Origin of the sequence: Knoellia locipacati (genome assembly GCF_044791685.1) — a bacterium.
Lineage (GTDB): Bacteria > Actinomycetota > Actinomycetes > Actinomycetales > Dermatophilaceae > Knoellia > Knoellia locipacati_A.
Window position 1 is genome coordinate 2,749,891 of sequence record NZ_CP087730.1, and the last position, 19,856, is coordinate 2,769,746.

General features: G+C 71.8%; 18 protein-coding genes and 1 tRNA gene. 15 read left to right on the top strand and 4 right to left on the bottom strand.

The genetic code is table 11. The features are described from left to right. Positions 1–30: 30 nt before the first annotated feature. Entirely contained in the window at positions 31–582 is a 552-nt protein-coding gene (locus tag LL946_RS12870) for a MaoC family dehydratase (RefSeq protein ID WP_404381235.1), read from the top strand. Positions 583–606: 24 nt separating this feature from the next. Continuing rightward, positions 607–1,026: a VOC family protein gene (locus tag LL946_RS12875; RefSeq protein ID WP_404381237.1), complete on the top strand. Its 420-nt coding sequence runs from the start codon at positions 607–609 to the stop codon at positions 1,024–1,026. A 17-nt stretch (positions 1,027–1,043) separates the two neighbouring features. Here the strand turns inward: LL946_RS12875 and LL946_RS12880 are convergent, their stop codons facing one another. Both LL946_RS12880 and LL946_RS12885 read right to left on the bottom strand, forming a co-directional pair. Then, on the bottom strand, positions 1,044–2,069 hold the full coding sequence (locus LL946_RS12880; RefSeq protein WP_404381239.1) for a hypothetical protein: 1,026 nt from the start codon (positions 2,067–2,069) through the stop codon (positions 1,044–1,046). After that, complete coding sequence (locus LL946_RS12885) at positions 2,062–2,559, bottom strand: SigE family RNA polymerase sigma factor (protein WP_404381240.1); 498 nt, start codon at positions 2,557–2,559, stop codon at positions 2,062–2,064. Before LL946_RS12885 ends, LL946_RS12880 begins: the two co-directional genes overlap by 8 nt. A 142-nt stretch (positions 2,560–2,701) precedes the next feature. On the opposite strand from LL946_RS12885, the gene LL946_RS12890 reads away from it, so the two are divergent. The 7 genes from LL946_RS12890 (at position 2,702) to LL946_RS12920 (ending at position 12,470) form a co-directional block, all read left to right on the top strand. Next, positions 2,702–3,547: a PHP domain-containing protein gene (locus tag LL946_RS12890; protein ID WP_404381242.1), complete on the top strand. Its 846-nt coding sequence runs from the start codon at positions 2,702–2,704 to the stop codon at positions 3,545–3,547. Further along, on the top strand, positions 3,544–4,455 hold the full coding sequence (gene purU, locus LL946_RS12895) for a formyltetrahydrofolate deformylase (RefSeq protein ID WP_404381244.1): 912 nt from the start codon (positions 3,544–3,546) through the stop codon (positions 4,453–4,455). Before LL946_RS12890 ends, purU begins: the two co-directional genes overlap by 4 nt. A gap of 51 nt (positions 4,456–4,506) precedes the next feature. Continuing rightward, entirely contained in the window at positions 4,507–5,388 is an 882-nt protein-coding gene (locus tag LL946_RS12900) for a RecB family exonuclease (RefSeq protein ID WP_404381246.1), read from the top strand. An 87-nt stretch (positions 5,389–5,475) separates the two neighbouring features. Then, positions 5,476–8,886 (top strand): formate dehydrogenase, encoded by a 3,411-nt coding sequence (fdh, locus tag LL946_RS12905; RefSeq protein ID WP_404386893.1) that lies wholly within the window; start codon positions 5,476–5,478, stop codon positions 8,884–8,886. Further along, positions 8,886–9,995, top strand: a complete 1,110-nt coding sequence (locus LL946_RS12910) for a 4Fe-4S dicluster domain-containing protein (protein WP_404381248.1) — start codon at positions 8,886–8,888, stop codon at positions 9,993–9,995. Before fdh ends, LL946_RS12910 begins: the two co-directional genes overlap by 1 nt. Beyond that, a complete protein-coding gene (nrfD, locus tag LL946_RS12915; protein ID WP_404381250.1) occupies positions 9,992–11,134 on the top strand; it encodes an NrfD/PsrC family molybdoenzyme membrane anchor subunit in 1,143 nt (380 codons plus the stop codon). Before LL946_RS12910 ends, nrfD begins: the two co-directional genes overlap by 4 nt. Positions 11,135–11,162: 28 nt before the next feature. Continuing rightward, on the top strand, positions 11,163–12,470 hold the full coding sequence (locus LL946_RS12920) for an OFA family MFS transporter (RefSeq protein ID WP_404381252.1): 1,308 nt from the start codon (positions 11,163–11,165) through the stop codon (positions 12,468–12,470). Between the two features lie 10 nt (positions 12,471–12,480). On the opposite strand, the gene LL946_RS12925 is transcribed toward LL946_RS12920, so the two are convergent. Both LL946_RS12925 and selD read right to left on the bottom strand, forming a co-directional pair. Next, positions 12,481–12,894, bottom strand: coding sequence for a rhodanese-like domain-containing protein (locus LL946_RS12925; protein WP_404381254.1), 414 nt, complete (start codon positions 12,892–12,894; stop codon positions 12,481–12,483). Beyond that, on the bottom strand, positions 12,891–13,907 hold the full coding sequence (gene selD / locus LL946_RS12930; protein WP_404381256.1) for a selenide, water dikinase SelD: 1,017 nt from the start codon (positions 13,905–13,907) through the stop codon (positions 12,891–12,893). The genes LL946_RS12925 and selD overlap by 4 nt, the downstream gene beginning before the upstream one ends. A gap of 37 nt (positions 13,908–13,944) precedes the next feature. On the opposite strand from selD, the gene LL946_RS12935 reads away from it, so the two are divergent. From LL946_RS12935 to LL946_RS12960, 6 genes are all read left to right on the top strand, one after another. Continuing rightward, positions 13,945–14,040: transfer RNA gene (locus tag LL946_RS12935), tRNA-Sec, on the top strand. Between the two features lie 45 nt (positions 14,041–14,085). After that, positions 14,086–15,420, top strand: coding sequence for an L-seryl-tRNA(Sec) selenium transferase (selA, locus tag LL946_RS12940; protein ID WP_404381258.1), 1,335 nt, complete (start codon positions 14,086–14,088; stop codon positions 15,418–15,420). After that, positions 15,417–17,279, top strand: coding sequence for a SelB C-terminal domain-containing protein (locus LL946_RS12945; protein ID WP_404381260.1), 1,863 nt, complete (start codon positions 15,417–15,419; stop codon positions 17,277–17,279). Before selA ends, LL946_RS12945 begins: the two co-directional genes overlap by 4 nt. 115 nt (positions 17,280–17,394) lie before the next feature. After that, positions 17,395–17,829 (top strand): VOC family protein, encoded by a 435-nt coding sequence (locus LL946_RS12950; RefSeq protein ID WP_404381262.1) that lies wholly within the window; start codon positions 17,395–17,397, stop codon positions 17,827–17,829. A 97-nt stretch (positions 17,830–17,926) separates the two neighbouring features. Then, positions 17,927–18,709, top strand: coding sequence for a ParA family protein (locus LL946_RS12955; protein WP_404381264.1), 783 nt, complete (start codon positions 17,927–17,929; stop codon positions 18,707–18,709). Positions 18,710–18,773: 64 nt separating this feature from the next. Beyond that, the gene (locus LL946_RS12960) at positions 18,774–19,832 is read left to right on the top strand and encodes an NAD(P)-dependent alcohol dehydrogenase (protein WP_404381266.1); all 1,059 of its coding nucleotides are present in this window, start codon (positions 18,774–18,776) and stop codon (positions 19,830–19,832) included. Positions 19,833–19,856 lie beyond the last annotated feature (24 nt).

A 19,856-nucleotide genomic window follows, 5' to 3' on the forward strand; every position in this document is an offset into this window, starting at 1 on the left:
CGTGGCGCGCGGCAGGCAAGGATGGGCGGCATGCAGTTCGGACGCAGCTACGAAGAGTTCGAGGTCGGAGCGACCTACAAGCACTGGCCCGGGAAGACGGTCACCGAGTTCGACGACCACATGTTCTGCCTGTTGACCATGAACCACCACCCGCTCCACCTCGACACCAACTACGCCGAGGAGACGACGCAGTTCGGCAAGAACGTCGTCGTGGGCAACTACGTCTACTCGATCCTGCTCGGGATGAGCGTCCCCGACGTCAGCGGCAAGGCGATCGCCAACCTCGAGATCGAGAGCCTGCGCCACGTCGCGCCGACGTTCCACGGCGACACCCTCTACGGCGAGACCCGCGTCCTCGACAAGTGGGAGTCCAGCTCCAAGGACGACCGTGGCGTCGTGCACGTCGAGACCATCGGCTACAACCAGGACGGCAAGGTCGTCTGCATCTTCCGCCGCAAGGTCATGGTGCCGAAGGACAGCTACCTGCAGGCGCGCGGCGGCGAGCAGCCGGGGCGCCCCACGCCGCAGCCGGACAAGAACTGGCCCGGCGCCGACGCACCGCAATCCGCTGGCACCGACTGAGCCACGCCTGACAGGGTGGCGTCCATGACGTCACGCATCTCGCACACCTCCGTCGACTCCCGCAACGCGCACGACCAGTCCCACTGGTGGTCCGAGGTGCTCGGCTGGTCGCAGGACCCGAAGGACCCGAACCTCCCCGGTCACGACGAGTGCATGATCTTCAGCCCGGACGGTCGCCAGCGGGTGCTCTTCATCGAGGTCCCGGAGGGCAAGTCGGTCAAGAACCGCCTGCACTTCGACCTCACGCCGACCGACCGCACCCGCGACGAGGAGGTCGAGCGGCTCCTCGCCCACGGCGCGACGCTGCACCAGGACCTGCGCGACCTCCCGGGTCGCCCGGCCGGGTCGGGCTGGGTGACGCTGCTCGACCCCGAGGGCAACGAGTTCTGCATCCTGCGCAGCGAGTCCGAGCGTCCCGACCCCTACGCGCACCTCGTCGTTTGAGTCCCGTCAGGCAGACCTCACTTCACGGCGTCCGTATGCCGGGTGCCCGCCTCGTCGGTCCAGCTCACCTTCGTCACGCGTGGTCCTGGCCCGTTGCCGGGGGACGACATGTCGGACCACGTCACCACCTCACCGGTTGCCTTGAGAGTCAGGGTGGTGCCAGCAACCACTGTCATCGCGTCCGAAGTGAAGCTGACGTCCGTCGCCCCCCTGGGGAGCAGGGTGATCGATCTCCACGTCCAGTCGCCCCCGTCGGGCTTCTCGCCGTAACCCATCGTCGTGGTGGCCTCCTTGCTCAGCGGACGTGTCGAGCCGCCGCTGCCGTCGGCCATGAAGACGCCCATGACGTTCGCGTCGCGGGCGACGAAGAACCGGTCCCCGGTGGCGCTGATCGGGACACTCGGCAGGAGCGATCCCGTGGCGGTGCGGACCTCGCCGTCGGCGTTGGTCCACACCGTGTCGACGTAGGAGTCGACGTCCTTCGGGTCGTCGAACCGCAGGGCCACGGCCTGGTAGCCGGTGCCGGGCAGCGGCTGGTCGTCCCACTGTTGCCCGCCCGAACCGCTGCCATCCCGCACGATGGTGAGGAAGGCGGTGGCGTCGGCGGGCGCGGTGCCGAGCATGACGCCGTCGGCGCCCGAACCCGTACCCATCGAGACGACGTCCGGGCTGGCGTCCGAGCCGGCGAGCTGCTGACGCTCACCGTTCGTCACCGAGTGGAAGATGACGTTCGGCTGACCGGACGGTGCGTCCGGGACGACCTCGACGGCATACCGGCCCCCGAGGAGCTCTGCGGACGCTCGGAAACCGGTTGACGCGGTGATGGGTGAAGGGCCGGCCGGGAGGGCTTCGCCCCCCACTCCCGACCCCAGCGTGCTGAAGGCGATGGCCGCGGCACCGACGACCCCCACGAGACCGATACCGGTGCGGCGCAACGTCCGTCGTCGCAGACGGCGCCGACCGCCGGCGTGCACCGCGTCCTCGTCGACGGACATGGACGGGTTCGGCGGAGCGGCGAGGAGCTCGAGGATCGGGTCAGACATGACGGTCTCCTTCGGGGACGAGCAGCGTGCGCAGGCGGGCGAGGCCGCGGGACGTCGAGGACTTCACGGTCCCGGTGCTGACGTTGAGGGTGTCGGCGACCTCGCGCTCGGAGAGGTCGACGTGGTGGCGCAGGACGACGCACTGTCGTTCCCGCACGGGCAGCTGGGCGAGCGCGGCGGTGAGCTGGTCGGCGAGCACCACCTGCTCGGAGCGGTCGGCGCGCCCGCACTCCGGGACCTCGGAGGTGAGGTCCTCGCGCCAGCGGCGACGGTGCGAGTCCGTGTGGAGGTTGACGAGGACGCGACGCGCGTAGTTGTGGGTGCCCCCGGACTCGATCCGCGGCCAGGCCAGGTAGACGCGCTCCAAGGTCTCCTGGACGAGGTCCTCGGCGCTCGAGGCGCCGCCCGTGAGCAGCCACGCCAGCCGCAGCAGCCGCGGGGAGCTCGACCGCATGAACTCGTCGAACGACCCGTCGTCACGCCTGCCCACGACACCACCTCGTCTCTCCACCATCGAACCGGACGCCCTTGGTACGGGCGTCCGGTCCGAAAGGTTGTCACGTTGCCGGGACACGCTCGGCCCAAGCTCGAGGCGGCCCGATCCGTGGAGCGTCGCGCTTAGGGTACGGAGCGTGAGGATCGACCTGCACACGCACTCGACCGCGAGCGACGGCACCCAGTCTCCGGCCGACGTCATCGCGGCGTCCAAGAAGGCGAAGCTGGGGATGGTCGCCCTGACCGACCACGACACGACCGCCGGCTGGGAAGAGGCTGTCGGTGCCGCCGTCCGTGAGGGGATCCGGCTCGTGCGCGGCATCGAGATCTCGTGCAGCCGGGCCCACCGGAGCATCCACCTGCTGGGCTACCTGCCGAACCCGGACGACCCCCGACTCGTCATCGAGCTCGCCCGGGCCCGGGACAGCCGGGTGTCGCGCATGGACCGGATGGTCGAGCGGATGGCTGCGGACGGCATACCGGTGTCCGTCGAGGGGGTCCGAGCGCAGCTGGCCCCGGGAGCGACCCTCGGCCGACCCCACCTCGCGGATGCCCTCGCGGCGGCCGGTGTCGTCGCGGACCGGGACGAGGCGTTCCGGGACCTGCTGCACGACGGGAGCAAGTACTACGTCGGGCACTACGCGCCCGACCCCGTCGCGGCGATCAGGCTGGTGCGCGGGGCGGGTGGAGTGCCCGTCCTCGCCCACCCGTTCGCGACGCGGGGCGCGACCGTCACCGACGAGCTCGTCGAGGAGCTGGCGGCGGCGGGTCTGGCCGGGCTCGAGGTGCACCACCGCGACCACACCAAGGCCGACGTGGAGCGGGCGCTGCGCCTGGCGCGCCGCCACGGTCTCGTGGTCACAGGCAGCAGCGACTACCACGGGACCGGCAAGCTCAACCGTCTCGGCGAGCGCACGACCGAGCCGCGCCAGTGGTCACGTATCGTCGAGCAGTCCTCAGGCGTGAAGGTGGTGGAGCCATGACCGACGGCAGCCAGGGCCGCGAGCACTCGCAGTCCCCGGAGCCCGCGAAGGACGAGGTCGGCGACCTCGTCCTCACCCTGTCGTGCCCCGACCGGCCGGGGATCGTGGCCGCGGTGTCGCAGCGGCTCTTCGAGCACCGCGCCAACATCGAGGAGAGCCAGCAGTTCTCCGACCACCGCACCGGGCGCTACTTCATGCGGGTGCGGTTCGCCACCCCCGCCGACGGACTCGACCTCGAGGGGTGGCAGGCCGAGGTCGGTTCTGTCGCAGCCGACTTCGACATGACGTGGGAGCTGCGCCCGGCGACCTCGGCCTACCGGACCCTCGTCATGGTGAGCCGCTTCGGCCACGTCCTCAACGACCTCCTCTTCCGCTGGAAGTCCGGCCAGGTCAACGCCGACATCGTCGGCATCGTGAGCAACCACACCGACCTCGAGCCGATGGCCCGCTCGTACGGCATCCCCTTCCACCACATCCCGGTGACCAAGGAGACCAAGGCCGAGGCGGAGGCGCAGCTGCGCGAGCTCGTCGCTGAGCACGACGTCGAGCTCATCACCCTCGCCCGCTACATGCAGGTCCTCAGCGACGACCTGTGCCGCGACCTCGGCGGGCGCGTCATCAACATCCACCACTCGTTCCTGCCGAGCTTCAAGGGCGCCAAGCCCTACCACCAGGCGTTCGCGCGGGGCGTCAAGGTCATCGGGGCGACGGCGCACTACGTCACGGCCGACCTCGACGAGGGCCCGATCATCGAGCAGGACATCCACCGCGTCGACCACCGCATGGACGCCGACGACCTCGTCGCGGCCGGCGAGGAGGTCGAGTCGCGCGTCTTCGCGCGGGCCGTGCGCTGGCACTGCGAGAGCCGGGTCATCCTCAACGGGGACCGCACGGTCGTCTTCAGCTGACCCTGTGGACGACGTGACCGAGGTGTCGGTGCTCGTGGCTAGGTTGGTCGCGTGACCCAGGTGGGTGCCGGTCGACCGGTCCAGGACGAGTTCGCGGGCATGCCTCCGAAGCTGTATGCCGCGAGCCCCTCCCGTCTGCTCGCCCTCGTCGACTGCCCCCGCCGCTACCGGATGCAGTACCTCGACCGACCCCGGCCCGAGCAGCGCGCCCAGCGGGCCCACACCTCGTTCGGACTCGCGGTGCACAACGCCCTGCGCGACTGGTGGGACCTGCCACGGGAGCGCCGCACCGCGTCCGCGGGGCGTGAGCTCGTGCGCGAGTCGTGGATCGACGTCGGCTTCCGCGACCCGGACCAGTCGATGCGGTGGCGCCGACGTGCCCAGGAGCACGTGGTCGACTACCTCTCCCGCGTCGACCCGGACGACCACCCGACCGGCATCGAGCGGACCGTGTCGTTCGTCAGCGGCGCCCTGCGCGTCACCGGACGGATCGACCGTCTCGACGACCGTGACGGCGAGCTTGTCGTCGTCGACTACAAGACGAGCCAGAAGCCACTCACCGAGGCCGATGCGCGCACCTCCCTGCCGATGGCCCTGTATGCCGCCGCCGTGTGGAAGATGTTCCGCCGCCCCTGCCTGCGGGTCGAGCTCCACCACGTCCCGTCCGGGGAGGTCATCGAGCACACCCACACGCCAGAGTCGCTGACCCGCAAGGTCGACGAGGCCAAGTCCATCGCCCGCGACGCGCAGCGAGCCGACGCCGACTTCACCGAGCGGGGCATCGAGTCGACCCTCTTCCCGCCCGTCGTCGGGCCGCTCTGCACGTGGTGCGACTTCCGCGCGCACTGCCCCGAGGGCCAGGCTGCCGGACCCGAGAAGTCCGGATGGGCGGCGCTCGAGGATGCCCTTGCGCCGGGACCGACCAAGGTCTGACAGCGCCCGCCGCCTTGTCCCCCGTGACGGTCCTCGAGCCGCTACGGTGGCCTGACCAGCGCAGACGTCGAGTCGAGAGGCATGGCGATGGTCCCGAAGGACACGACCTTCCTTGGCTGGCCCGTGCTGCGCCAGCTGGCCAGCGGTGACTTCTTGGGGCGGGGGGCGTCGGTGACGTCGCGCCGCACCCGCGAGATCCAGCCGCGGACGAGCACCGCCGACCGGGTCGTCCAGAGCGTCTGTCCCTACTGCGCCGTCGGGTGCGGTCAGCGCGTCTTCGTCAAGGACGAGAAGGTCGTGCAGATCGAGGGTGATCCGGACTCGCCGGTCAGCCGGGGGCGACTGTGCCCCAAGGGCGCGGCGAGCGAGCAGCTCGTCAACTCACCATCGCGCCAGACGCACGTTCTCTACCGCGCACCGCGCGCCACCGACTTCACGCGCATCGAGCTCGACGAGGCCATCGACATGGTCGCGGATCGGTTCCTCGAGGCGCGCCGCAACGGCTGGCAGGAGCTCGACGACAAGGGCCGCCGCCTGCGCCGCACCATGGGCATCGCCTCGCTCGGAGGAGCCACCCTCGACAACGAGGAGAACTACCTCATCAAGAAGCTCTTCACCGCCGCGGGTGCGATACAGATCGAGAACCAGGCGCGTATTTGACACTCCTCAACGGTTCCCAGTCTGGGGGCCTCGTTCGGCCGCGGTGGCGCCACGCAGTCCTTGCAGGACATGGCGAACGCGGACTGCATCATCATCCAGGGCTCCAACATGGCCGAGTGCCACCCGGTGGGGTTCCAGTGGGTCTCCGAGGCGAAGGCACGCGGCGCCCGGGTCATCCACATCGACCCGCGGTTCACGCGGACGTCGGCGATCGCCGACACCCATGTGCCGATCCGCGCAGGTTCGGACGTCGTGCTGCTCGGCGCCCTCATCAACCACGTGCTGTCGAACGACCTCTACTTCCGCGACTACGTCGTCGCCTACACCAACGCGGCGACCCTGGTCAGTGAGAACTTCGTCGACACCGAGGACCTCGACGGGGTGTTCTCGGGGTTCGACCCTGCGACCGGCAAGTACGACATGACGTCGTGGGGGTACGCCGAGCGGGAGGACGCCGCAGACGGGCCGGGGGCCACGGGCCGGGACGGGGACGGGGGCCAGATCGACGACCCCGGTGGCGACGACGGCGCCAAGGACTCGGCTCGGGCGGCCCCGCATGCCCTGGGTGCCGCCGGAGCGGCGATGGAGCACGCCAGGGTCGTTCGTGACGAGACGCTCGAGCACCCGCGCACGGTGTTCCAGGTGCTCAAGCGGCACTACTCGCGCTACACCCCCGAGTTGGTGCGGGAGATGTGCGGGATCCCTGTCGACCAGTTCCACGAGGTCGCCCGGGCACTGACCGACAACTCGGGGCGCGAGCGCACCACCTGCTTCGCCTACGCGCTCGGGTGGACCCAGCACAGCCTCGGCGCCCAGTTCATCCGCACCGCGGCCATCCTCCAGCTGCTCATGGGCAACATGGGCCGGCCCGGCGGCGGGATCATGGCCCTGCGCGGCCATGCGAGCATCCAGGGGTCGACCGACATCCCGACCCTGTTCAACCTGCTGCCGGGCTACCTGCCGATGCCGATGGTGGGGCTGCACGACAGCCTCGAGGAGTACCTCGGGTCGATCTCGTCACCGAAGCAGAAGGGGTTCTGGACCGAGGCGGACGCCTACACGGCCAGCCTGCTCAAGGCCTGGTGGGGCGACGCCGCGACGCCGGAGAACGACTTCTGCTTCGACTACCTGCCGCGCCTGACCGGGGCCCACGGGACCTACCAGACGGCGATGGCGATGATCGACGACGAAGTCGACGGCTACTTCGTCCTCGGCCAGAACCCGGCGGTGGGGTCGGCGCACGGGAAGATGCAGCGCGAGGCGCTCTCGCACCTCAAGTGGATGGTGGTGCGGGACTTCCAGCTCATCGAGACCGCGACGTTCTGGAGGGACGGAGCGGAGGTCGCCTCCGGGGAGACCACCCCCGAGGACATCGAGACGGAGGTCTTCTTCTTCCCGGCCGCCAACCACGTCGAGAAGTCCGGGACCTTCACCCAGACGCAGCGGATGCTCCAGTGGCACCACCAGGCCGTGCGGCCGGCGCACGACATCCAGAGCGAGCTGGACTTTTTCCACGAGCTCGGGGTGCGGATCCGCGAGCGCCTGCGCGGGTCCACCGACGAGCGGGACCGGCCCCTGCTCGACCTGACCTGGGACTACCCCCGCGACGAGCACGGTGAGGTCGACGCCGAGGCGGTACTCCGCGAGATCAACGGCCACCACGTCACCGGTGACCGCGCCGGCCAGCTGCTCGACAAGTTCGCCGACATGCGGGCGGACGGGTCCACGGCGGGCGGCTGCTGGATCTACACCGGTGTCTTCGCCGGCGGGGTCAACCGGTCCGCGAACCGGGTGCCCGGCCGGCAGCAGGACGAGGTGGCGCCGGAGTGGGGATGGGCATGGCCGATGAACCGCCGCATCCTCTACAACCGTGCCTCTGCCGACCCGCAGGGCCGACCCTGGAGCGAGCGCAAGAAGTACGTCTGGTGGGATGAGACCGAAAGGAAGTGGGTGGGCAAGGACGTCCCCGACTTCCCGGTCGACCGCGACCCGTCGTTCCGCCCCGACCCGGACGTGGGCGGGCCCGCGGCCATCGCCGGTGACGATCCCTTCATCATGCAGGCCGACGGCAAGGGCTGGCTCTTCGCGCCGAAGGGCATGGTCGACGGGCCGCTGCCCACGCACTACGAGGCGCAGGAGTCACCGGTCACCAACGTCCTGTACGCCCAGCAGAGCAACCCGAGCCGGCTGGTCTTCCCGCGCAAGGACAACCTGTGGAGCCCGTCGGGCGAGGGTCCTGGCACGGACGTCTACCCCTACGTCTTCACGACGTACCGGCTGACCGAGCACCACACGGCGGGTGGGATGAGCCGCTGGCTGCCCTACCTGTCCGAGCTCCAGCCGGAGATGTTCTGCGAGGTCTCCCCGGAGCTCGCGGGTGAACGCGGCCTCGCCAACGGCGAGTGGGCGACGCTGGTCTCGGCCCGCAGCGCCATCGAGGCGCGGGTGCTCGTCACCGACCGGATGAAGCCCTTGACGATCAACGGCCACACCGTCCACCAGATCGGGCTGCCCTACCACTGGGGCGTCGGCAAGGACGCCGTCGTCGAGGGCGACGGGGCCAACGACCTACTCGGAGTCGTCCTCGACCCCAACGTGCAGATCCAGGAGTCCAAGGTCGGCTCCTGTGACATCCGACCCGGACGACGGCCTCACGGGCAGGAGCTGCTGCGCCTGGTCGCCGAGTACCAGTCGAGGGCGGGCACCACGGTCGAGACCGGCTCGGAGCACGCCGACCCGGTGCCCGCCGAGACGGCGCGGCGTCGTGCGGCCACCCGGGAGGCCGGGGGCGGCGACGACACCGACGATCCCGCGGACGACAGCCGAGGAGGGCACTGATGCGGTACCTCGAACGACAGCTCAGCGGGCCGACGGACCCGGCCCCGGACGCCGGGTGGAGCGACGCACCCAGCCGCAAGGGGTTCTTCACCGACACCTCGATCTGCATCGGCTGCAAGGCCTGCGAGGTGGCGTGCAAGGAGTGGAACGCCGTGCCGCTCGACGGGCTGGCGCTTTCGGCCAACTCATACGACAACACCGGCGGCCTCGGAGCGAGTACCTGGCGGCACGTCGCGTTCGTCGAGCAGACCGCCGACCGGATCAGCGCGGCCCGGGAGTCGGGCCGGCGCCTGGTCGAGCTGGGGATGCCGGGAGTCGGCGCGCCTGCCGAGCCGGCGCCCCCGACGGCGGCGGCCCCGGCGGGGTACGGGACGCTGCCCGCACCCGTCGACGGGCACGGGCCCGACCTGCGCGACATGCTCAGCGAGACCGTGGCGGTCGAGGACGGGGCCTCACCGCACGGAACGACCGTCGACGGCACCCCGATGGTCGGCGCCCTTCCGGAGTTCCGGTGGCTCATGGCCTCGGACGTGTGCAAGCACTGCACGCACGCCGGGTGTCTCGACGTGTGTCCCACGGGTGCGCTGTTCCGCAGCGAGCACGGCACGGTGGTGGTGCAGCCGGACGTCTGCAACGGGTGCGGCTACTGCGTCGGCGCCTGCCCGTTCGGCGTCATCGAGCGGCGCTCCGACAGCAGCACCACCGTCCGGGGCGACGGCCACGTGCCCAACATGGGCGTCGCCCAGAAGTGCACCCTGTGCTACGACCGGCTCGAGCACGACCAGATGCCCGCGTGCGCGCAGACCTGCCCCACGACCTCGATCAAGTTCGGCGACCACGACGACATGGTCACCGCGGCGAGGGAACGGGTGGCCCAGCTCCACGAACAGGGGTTCCCCGAGGCACGGCTCTACGGCGCCAACGAGCACGACGGCGTCGGGGGCACCGGATCGGTCTTCCTGCTGCTCGACGAGCCCGAGGTCTACGGACTCCCGCCCGACCCCGTGTGTGCCACCTCGCGCCTGCCCGAGATGTTCCGCGCGGCAGGGTATGCCGGCCTCGGCATGCTGGGAGCAGCCGCGGTCGCCTTCGTCGGGAGGCGCGGATGACGACGTCGGCCTTCGACAGCTACCGCCCCCCGGACGAGGGCGGCCGGCGCCGCCGGCGGACGACGCTGCGCGACTCCGTGACCGGCGCGGCCCGCAGCGTCGCCCGTGGCGGGAGCGGCTGGCTCACCGGCGACGGGGGCGGTCGCCGCGAGGCGCCGGCCGTGCCGGACGTCGAGTTCTCGAGCTACTACGGCCGCTCGGTGGTCAAGCCGATGCCGTGGAAGCACGAGATCCCCGCCTACCTCTTCCTCGGCGGGGTGGCAGCGGGCTCGGGCCTCCTCGGGTCCGGCGGGGCGTTCACGGGACGCGACGTCCTGCGTCGCCGGAGTCGGCTGACGGCGATGACCGCTGTGGGGCTCAGCGGGGTCGCGCTCGTCGCCGACCTCGGCCGGCCCGAGCGCTTCCTCAACATGTTGCGCACCGTGAAGCTCACCTCACCGATGTCGGTCGGCACCTGGATCTTCTCCGGGTATGCCGCGTTCGCCAGCGTGACGACGGCCGCGGAGGTCGGCCGGATGCTTCCGGGCCCGGCCGGGGGAGCAGCGGGCGTGCTGCTCCGGCTCCTCCATGCCGTCGAGGCACCGGCAAGCGTCGGGCAGGCGCTGTTCGCACCGCCGCTCGCCGCCTACACGGCCGTTCTGCTGTCCGACTCCTCGACCCCGGTGTGGCACGAGAGCCGCCGGCAGCTGCCCTTCGTCTTCGTCGGGTCGGCCGCAATGGCGTCGGCCGGCATACAGATGATCCTGTCTCCGGTGCACGAAGCCGGACCTGCACGACGCCTTGCGCTGATCGGTGCGGCCAGCGACCTCGTCGCCATGCGCCGCCTCGAGCAGCACCTCGAGACGCTCGGCATCGACGAGCCCCTCGTCTCGGGAGAGGGTGGCCCCCGGCTCCGCCTCGCGCAGGTCCTCACCGTCGCCGGGGCGCTCGGCACCCTCCTCGCCGGCCGGAACCGCCTGGTGGCGGTCGCCGCCGGCGCGGCCTTGGCGAGCGCCTCGGCCCTGACCCGGTTCGGGGTCGTCGACGCCGGCATGGAGTCGGCCCGGGACCCGAAGTACACCGTCGACCTGCAGAAGGCGCGACTCGAGGAGCGCCGGGCGCAGGGCACCGTCCACGACAGCATCGTCACCGCGCGGTGAGCACCCACCCACCAGGCAAGGAGGCCGCATGAGCACCACACGCACGCGCGAGCACGAGGGGGAGGGGCTGGCCACCGGCACCGGGAACCGCTGGCTCGTCCTCGCCGGAGGCGTCCTCGTCCAGCTCGCCATCGGCGCGGTCTACGCGTGGAGCACCTTCAGCAAGGCGATCCAGGCCGAACCGTCGGCCCTCGAGCTGAGCAAGGTGCAGTCCACCATCCCGTTCACGGTCGCCATCGGCATGATCTTCATCGGAGCCTTCCTGGGTGGCCGCATCCAGGACCGGCGTGGTCCACGCGTCGTGGCCCTCGTGGGCGTGACGATCTACTCGATCGGGATCATGCTCGCCAGCCTCGCCCGCGACGCCGGCGACCTGTGGCTGCTCACCCTCGGCTACGGCATCCTCGGAGGGTTCGGGCTGGGCCTCGCCTACATCGTGCCGATCGCGATGCTGCAGAAGTGGTTTCCTGACAAGCGCGGGCTGATCACCGGCATCGCCGTGGGCGGCTTCGGGTTCGGCGCGGTCATCACCTCACCGGTGGCACAGGGGATGATCGCGGGCAGCGCCGACTACCAGCGCTACCCCACGAAGGTGTTCCTCTGGCTCGGGATGGCCTACCTCGTCGCCGGGCTCCTCGGTGCCTCGGTGTTCCGGAACCCGCCGGAGGGGTACACCGTGGCCGCGAAGGCAGGCCTCGACGCGGCCGCGTCCACGAAAAAGGCCAACGCCGCGGGCCGCGACTTCACCCCGCAGGAGGCGTTGCGCACGCCGCAGTGGTACATCCTCATGTTCATCCTCACCATCTCGGTCACCGCGGGGATCTCCCTCATCTCGGTCGCGGCGGGGACGGCGACCGATGTCGCGGGCTTCAGTGCCGCCGGCGCGGCCACGCTCGTGGGGATCATGGGCCTGTTCAACGGTGGCGGTCGCATCCTGTGGGCGGCCGTCTCCGACAGGATCGGTCGCCGGCCCGCCTTCGTCGGAATTCTCGCGCTCCAGGGCCTCGCCCTGCTGGCCATCCCGCACGCAGGCAGCGCCGTGGCGTTCTACGTCCTGTGCGCCCTCGTCTACACCTGCTACGGCGGGGGCTTCGGAACCATGCCGTCCACCGCGGGCGACTTCTTCGGGGTGAAGCACGCGGGCGCGATCTACGGCCTCATGCTCGTGGGCTGGTCCATCGGTGGCATCGTCGGCCCTCTCCTCATCTCGGGCCTCATCGGCGAGGACGAGGCGTACACCCGCGGCTTCACGGTCGTGGGCCTCATTGCCCTCATCGGCGCCGCGCTCCCACTCATCGCGCGACCGCCCAAGAAGGAGGAAGCCGCTCGCGCCTGAGTGGGACACCTCACTCGCGCACGTCGGCCGGGCCGTCACCGACCGGCAGCCCGGCCGACAGCCACGCCTCGACCCCGCCCACGACGTCGCTCGCCTCCACCCCGAGACGGCGGAGGGACTCGGCGGCGAACGACGAGCTGTAGCCCTGACGGCATACGAGAATCACGGGTGTCCCGGGACCCGCCTCCGGGATGCGGTGCGGCGATGTCGGGTCGAGGCGCCACTCGAGGACGGTGCGGTCGATGACGACCGCACCGGGCAGCTCCCCTTGGCATCGGCGCTGTACGGCCGTGCGGGTGTCGACGAGCAGCGCTCCTCGCCGCTGCGCCTCGACCGCCTCGGCCGGGCTGAGCCGGCCGAGGTCCCGCCGGGCCTGCTCGAGGGCGGCGGACACCCGGGACGTCGGTGCAGTCGGGTCGCTCATGCCACCGCGACCACGACACCCTCGCCGAGCGAGCCCGACGGCACGGTCTCGCCGACGACCGGGAACCCGGGAACCTCACCCACGACGAGCAGCCCACCCGACGTCTGCGCGTCCGCCAGCAGGACCAGCTCGTCCTCGTCCACCTCGCGAGCGGCGGTCAGGTGCGGCCGCACCCAGTCGAGGTTGCGGCGTGAGCCGCCGGGGACGTGGCCGTCCGCCAACGCCGAGCGGGCCCCCTCGACGTAGGGCACCGAGCGGGCGTCGATGCGAGCGGCGACCCCGGACGCACGACCCATCTTGAACAGGTGCCCGAGCAGCCCGAAGCCCGTGACGTCGGTCGCGGCCCGGGCGCCGGCCTCGAGGGCGGCTCGCGAGGCGTCGCGGTTGAGCGTCGTCATCACGGCGACGGCCTCCTCGCTTCGCTGCCCGGTGGCCTTGTGACGGTTGTTGAGCACCCCCAGCCCGAGCGGCTTGGTGAGGGTGATCGGGAGCCCGGCCTCGGCGGCGTCGTTGCGCATCAGCCGCTCCGGGTCGGCCGTCCCTGTCACCGCCATGCCGTAGACGGGCTCCGGGCCGTCGATGCTGTGACCCCCGATCACCGGGCAGCCGGCCGCGCTCGCCACCTCCAGCCCGCCCCGGAGCACCTCGCGCAGCAGCTCCATCGGCATCAGCTCGCGCGGCCACGCCACCAGGTTGATCGCCATGACCGGCGACCCGCCCATGGCATAGACGTCGGAGAGGGCGTTCGCCGCCGCGATCCGGCCCCAGTCGTACGCGTCGTCGACCACCGGGGTGAAGAAGTCCGCGGTAGAGAGGATCGCCAGCCCGTCCCGAACCTGAACCACGGCGGCGTCGTCGCCGTCGTCCAGCCCGACCAGCACCTCAGCAGCGACCCGGGACGGCGCGCTCCGCCCGAGGTGCAGGCCGGCGACCAGCTGCTCGAGCTCGCCGGCCGGGATCTTGCACGCGCAGCCGCCACCGCGCGCGAACTGGGTCAGGCGTCGGGGCTCCATACGCACCGAGCCTAGCCACGTGTCTAGGCTGTGGGGCGGAGGCGTCTGGGTTCCTGGTGGGCCCCCCGGTCTTCAACACCGGTGAGACCGAGTACCTCGGTCTGGCGGGTTCGATTCCCGTCCGTCTCCGCCACACGTGGGGGGATCCGTCCCCCTTGCCGGACGAAGGGAGGCTGCGGTGAGCGATGTCGATCCGCGCCGCGCCATCCCCCGCACCGACGTCCTCCTCGCCGACCCACGGCTGGTGGCTGCCGGTGAGCGCCTCGGCAGCGGCGCCGTGCGAGGGGCGGTCAGCTCGGCCCTGGCCCGTGCTCGACGCGGAGAGATCATGCCCAGCGAGGTGCTCAGCGAGGCGGTTGCCGCGCTGCCCGGGCGTGCGTCCTCGCTCACCCCGGTGCTCAACGGGACCGGGGTGGTCGTGCACACGAACATCGGCAGGGCCCCCCTGTCCGCCGCGGCGCTCGAGGCCGTCGTCGACGCAGCCGGCTACGTCGACGTTGAGCTGGACCTGCGGACGGGTGAGCGCGGTCGCCGGGGAGCGGGGGCGGTGGCTGCCCTCCGCGAGGCGGTCCCCGAGGCGGAGGCCGCCCTGGTCGTCAACAACGGCGCCGCCGCCCTCGTCCTTGCCACCACCGCTCTGGCGTCCGGGCGCGAGGTGGTCGTCTCCCGGGGCGAGATGGTCGAGATCGGCGACGGCTTCCGCCTGCCCGACCTCATCGCCTCCACCGGAGCCCGGCTGCGCGAGGTGGGGACCACGAACCGCACCCACCTCGAGGACTACCTCGACGCGGTCGGCCCCGACACCGGCTGCATCCTCAAGGTGCACCCCAGCAACTTCCGGGTCGATGGCTTCGTCGCCTCCGTCGGCCTGGAGGAGCTGCGTGACGCTCGACGGCCCGACGGGTCGGTCGTGCCCCTGGTCGCCGACATCGGCTCGGGTCTGCTCACCCACGACCCCGTGCTGCCCCATGAGCCGGACGCCACGACGTCGCTACGGGCCGGCGCGACTCTCGTCACCGCCAGCGGCGACAAGCTGCTGGGTGGACCGCAGGCGGGTCTCCTCCTCGGCCGAGCGGAGGCGGTCGAGCGGCTCCGGCGGCACCCGCTCGCCAGGGCCCTCCGGGTCGACAAGCTGACGCTCGCCGCACTGGAGGCGACGCTGCGCGGGCCCGTGACGCCGGTGACCTCCGCGCTCCATCTGACCGCGGACGACCTCCGTCCCCGCACGGACCGTCTCGCGGCGGCGCTCGGCCGTGAGGTCGTGGCAGTGGTGGGGCGCGTCGGAGGCGGGGGAGCCCCCGGGGTCCCCCTGCCCGGGTGGGCGGTGGAGGTGCCTGTCGCCGTGGTCGCACGGTTGCGGACGCCGATGGAGGACGTGCCCGTCGTGCTGGCCCGGGTCGAGGACGGTCGCGGTCTGGTCGACCTGCGCTGCGTCCCGCCGGACCGTGACGTCGACGTCGAACGGGCCGTGCGGGCGGCGCTCGCCGCGACGAGCGGGTCCTCGTCACCATGAGGTGGGTGCTCGCCACCGCCGGCCACGTCGACCACGGCAAGTCCACCCTCGTGCGCGCCCTGACCGGGCGCGACCCGGACCGGCTGGGCGAGGAGAAGGCGCGGGGGCTGACGATCGAGCTGGGCTTCGCCTGGACCACCCTCCCCGGGGGCAGCGAGGTGGCGTTCGTGGACGTGCCCGGCCACCAGCGTTTCGTCGGCACGATGCTCGCAGGGCTCGGTCCTTCCCCGGCCGTCGTCTTCGTCGTCGCCGCCGACCAGGGCTGGCAGGCCCAGAGCACCGAGCACCTCGCCGCCGTGCGTGCCTTGGGGATCCGCGACGGACTCCTCGTGCTCACGCGGTGCGACCTCGCCGATGAGTGCCGTCAGCAGGAGGTGGCAGCGGTGGCCTCGCGACGGCTGGCCGATGCCGGACTGGCCGCGGACACCGTGCGGGTGTCGGCCGTGACGGGGTGGGGCCTGGACGTCCTCGTCGGGGCCCTGGGCGAGCTCACCCAGCGCCTGCCGGCACCCGACGACGAGGGTCCGGTGCGGCTGTGGACCGATCGGTCGTTCTCGATCGCCGGTGCGGGGACAGTCGTCACCGGGACCCTCGGCTCCGGCAGCCTGCGGGTCGGCGACCGGCTCACCCTGCTCGACCGCGGTCAGGTCCGCGATGTCGTCGTTCGCGGGCTGCACAGCCAGGACCAGCCGCACGAGACCGTCCGGCCGGTCTCACGGGTCGCGGTCAACCTGCGCCGGGTCGAGGTGGCCGCGGCGACCCGGTCCGCAGTCCTGCTCACGCCCGGGTCCTTCGCTCTCGGTGCCGTGGTGGATGTCGAGCTGGTCGAGGTCGGCCCCTACGTGGACGCCCCGTGGCCGGCCGGCCGGCCGGCCACGGGGCCCCCGCGCGCGGCGGTCCTCCACGTGGGTTCGTCCGACGCCGCCGTGACCGTGCGTCCCCTCGGCGCCCTCCACGCGCGCCTCACGGCCGAGCACGCGCTGCCGTGGCGGGTCGGCGACAGGGCGATCCTGCGCGACCCCGGCAGCCGACGGCTGTGGGCGGCCCGGGTCGCCGACGTCGAGCCGCTGCCGCTGCGCCGTCGCGGAGCCGCCGTGCAGCGGGGCCGCGAGCTCCAGACCGACCGGCCGTGTGCGGACGTGCGGCTGGTCGCACGCAGCGGCGACCACCCGGTGCTGCTGCGCGGCCTGGGCCTCCCGGATCCCGAGGAGGGGGCGCGGGTGGGGGACTGGTGGTTCGACCGGTCGGCGCTGGCGCAGTGGGCCGGTCGCCTGCGGGCGGGCGTGGAGGCGCATGTCGCCGCCCACCCGCTGACAGGCGGACTCACGTCGGCCGAGGCGCTGCACCTGCTCCGGCTGCCAGACCACCTGCGAGCACTCGAGCACGGGGGCACGTTGGCGGCCGGGCTCCCCGAGCCCGGGGCAGAGCTCGTCCGGCAGGTGGCCTCCCTCGCGGGTCTGGACGTGAGGGAAGGGCGGGTCCACCACCCGAACGCCCCCGACCTCGGCCTCGGCCCCGCGGAGCACGCCGTCGTGGAGGTCGAGAGGGCGTTGCGGGAGTTCCCCTTCGGCTCGCCGGACCGTGACCGCCTCTCCGAGCTCGGACTCGGCCCGCGCGAGCTGGCCGCGGCGCAGCGCACCGGCCGGCTGCTCCGGCTGGACGACGACGTCGTCCTGCTGCCGGACGGGCCAGCGAGGGCGATGCGCGTCCTCTCTGCGCTCGGGCAGCCGTTCACCCTGAGTGCCGCGCGGCAGGCCTTGGGGACGACCCGTCGGGTGGCCGTCCCGCTGCTGGAGCACCTCGACGCCCGGGGGTGGACCCGACGACTCGACGGGCAGCTGCGCACCGTCGTCCGCTGAACCGCCGGCGTCGTCGTGGAAGGCGGCCGGCCAGCCGTCCCTGTCGGGCATCGGTGCCACGATGAGGTCATGACCACCGACGATGCCGCCACACCTCGAGCGGACTGAGCCCGCGATGGAGCAGCGCATCTCCTTCGTCACCCTCGGCGTGCGCGACCTCGTCGCCAGCCGGCGCTTCTACGTAGACGGCCTGCGGTGGGTGCCGGAGCTCGAGGTCGAGGGCGAGGTCCTGATGTTCCGCGCCGGCCCGCTGCTGGTTCTCTCCCTCTGGGACCGCGGTCACTTCGAGCGCGAGGTCGGCACGCTGGCCGACACCACGGGCATCCTGCCGATCACCCTCGCCCACAACGTCTCCACACCCGAGCTCGTCGACGCCGTCCTTGCCGAGGCCCGCGCCGCCGGAGCCAGCGAGGTGGCTGAGGGGGTGCAGCGCGAGTGGGGCGGTTACACCGGCTACTTCGCCGACCCCGACGGGTTCCGCTGGGAGGTCGCGTGGAACCCGGGCCCGGTCGGACAGCTGGTGTTCCCTCCCGTGGCCGACACCACCTGAGTGGTGGCGGCAGGCGGGCAGATGGGCTGAGAGACTGGGGCGCGGGTCCCACGCTCTGCGTGGGCCGGCATACCGACTCTTCCCGCAAGGACCCCACGTGCCCCCTCGCAAGCGCGCCCCCGGTGCCACGATCCTCGCCGTCGCCAACCAGAAGGGTGGCGTCGCGAAAACCACGTCGGTCGCCTCGCTCGGCGCCGCGTTAGCCGAGCTCGGCAAGCGCGTCCTGCTCATCGACCTCGACGCCCAGGCCTGCCTGACGTTCAGCCTCGGTGTCGACCCCGACGAGGTCGAGGAGTCGATCCACCATGTGCTGCTCGGCCAGGCCGAGATCGGGGATGTCATCGTCGAGTGCGAGGACGGCGTCCACCTCGTCCCCAGCTCGATCGACCTCGCCGGCACCGAGGCCGTACTCCTCGGCCGACCCGCGCGCGAGTACGTCCTGCAGACCGCGCTCGAGCCGGTCCTGCGCGACTACGACGTCATCCTGATCGACTGCTCGCCGAGCCTGGGCGTCCTCACCCTCAACGCGCTCACCGCGGCCGGCGGCCTCATCATCCCGATGCCCTGCGAGATGCTCAGCCACCGTGGGGTCGGCCAGCTGCTCGACACCGTCGCCGACGTCACGAAGTTCCTCAACAAGAAGCTCAAGGTCGTCGGCATCCTGCCGACGCTCTTCGACGGCCGCAGCAACCACGCGCAGGAGGTGCTCGCTGACGTCGGCGAGCGCTACGGGCTGCCGGTGCTGTCCCCGCCGATCCCGCGGACCGTGAGGTTCGCCGAGGCCCCCGCCGTCGGGCGCTCGATCCTCGCGACGTCGCGCTCGTCCAAGGGTGCCCGCGCCTACCGTGAGGTCGCCAAGGCCCTGCTGCCGCAGCTGTAGCCGACCCGCGACCCCGCCCCGGCCGAATGTCGGGCGGCGTCGCGAGCGGGGTTACGGTGGAGGCATGCCCACCACCACACGAGCACTGTCCGTCCCGTCTGCCGGCGCTCCCTTCGAGGCCGTGGACCTCGAGCGCCGCGACCTGCGCGACGACGACGTCCGGATCGACGTCGCCTTCGCCGGCATCTGCCACAGCGACATCCACACCGTCCGCGACGAGTGGGGCGCTGCGCACTACCCGATCGTCACCGGCCACGAGATCGCCGGCACCGTGAGCGCCGTCGGCGACGCGGTCACCAAGTACAAGGTCGGCGACCGGGTCGGCGTCGGCTGCCTCGTCGACTCCTGCACCGAGTGCGAGAACTGCAAGAACGGGCAGGAGATGTTCTGCTCCAACGGCTCGGTCGGCACCTACAACAGCCAGAACTACGACGGCGAGTGGGCGGCCGGCGGCTACAGCCAACAGATCGTCGTCACCGAGCGCATGGTCCTGCGCATCCCCGAGGGCATCGAGCTCGACGAGGCCGCGCCGCTGCTCTGCGCCGGCATCACGACCTACTCGCCACTCAAGCGCTGGGGAGCCGGACCGGGCAAGAAGGTCGCGGTCGTCGGCGTGGGCGGGCTCGGCCACATGGCGGTCAAGCTCGCCGCCGCGATGGGCGCCGAGGTCTCGACCCTCTCGCGCTCCTCGGCCAAGGCCGACGACGCCAAGGCCCTCGGCTCGAGCAACCACATCGCCACGAGCGACGACGACGCCATGAAGGCCGCCCGCGGGAGCTTCGACCTCATCATCAACACGGTGAGCGCCGACCTCGACATGGAGACCTACGTCCGGCTGCTCCGCCCCAACGGCGCGCTGGTCAACGTCGGCCTCCCGCCGAGCAAGCTGTCGGTCAACCCGGGCAGCCTGATCGGGGGCAACAAGGTCCTCACCGGCAGCAACATCGGTGGCATGGCCGAGACCCAGGAGATGCTCGACTTCTGTGCCGAGCACGGCCTGGGCGCGACGATCGAGAAGCTCGACGCGAGTGACACGACGAACGTCGACACGGCATACGACGAGGTCGTCGCCGGCACGGTGCGCTACCGCTACGTAATCGACACCTCGACGATCCCCGCCTGACCTGACACACCGTTCCCGCCCGTG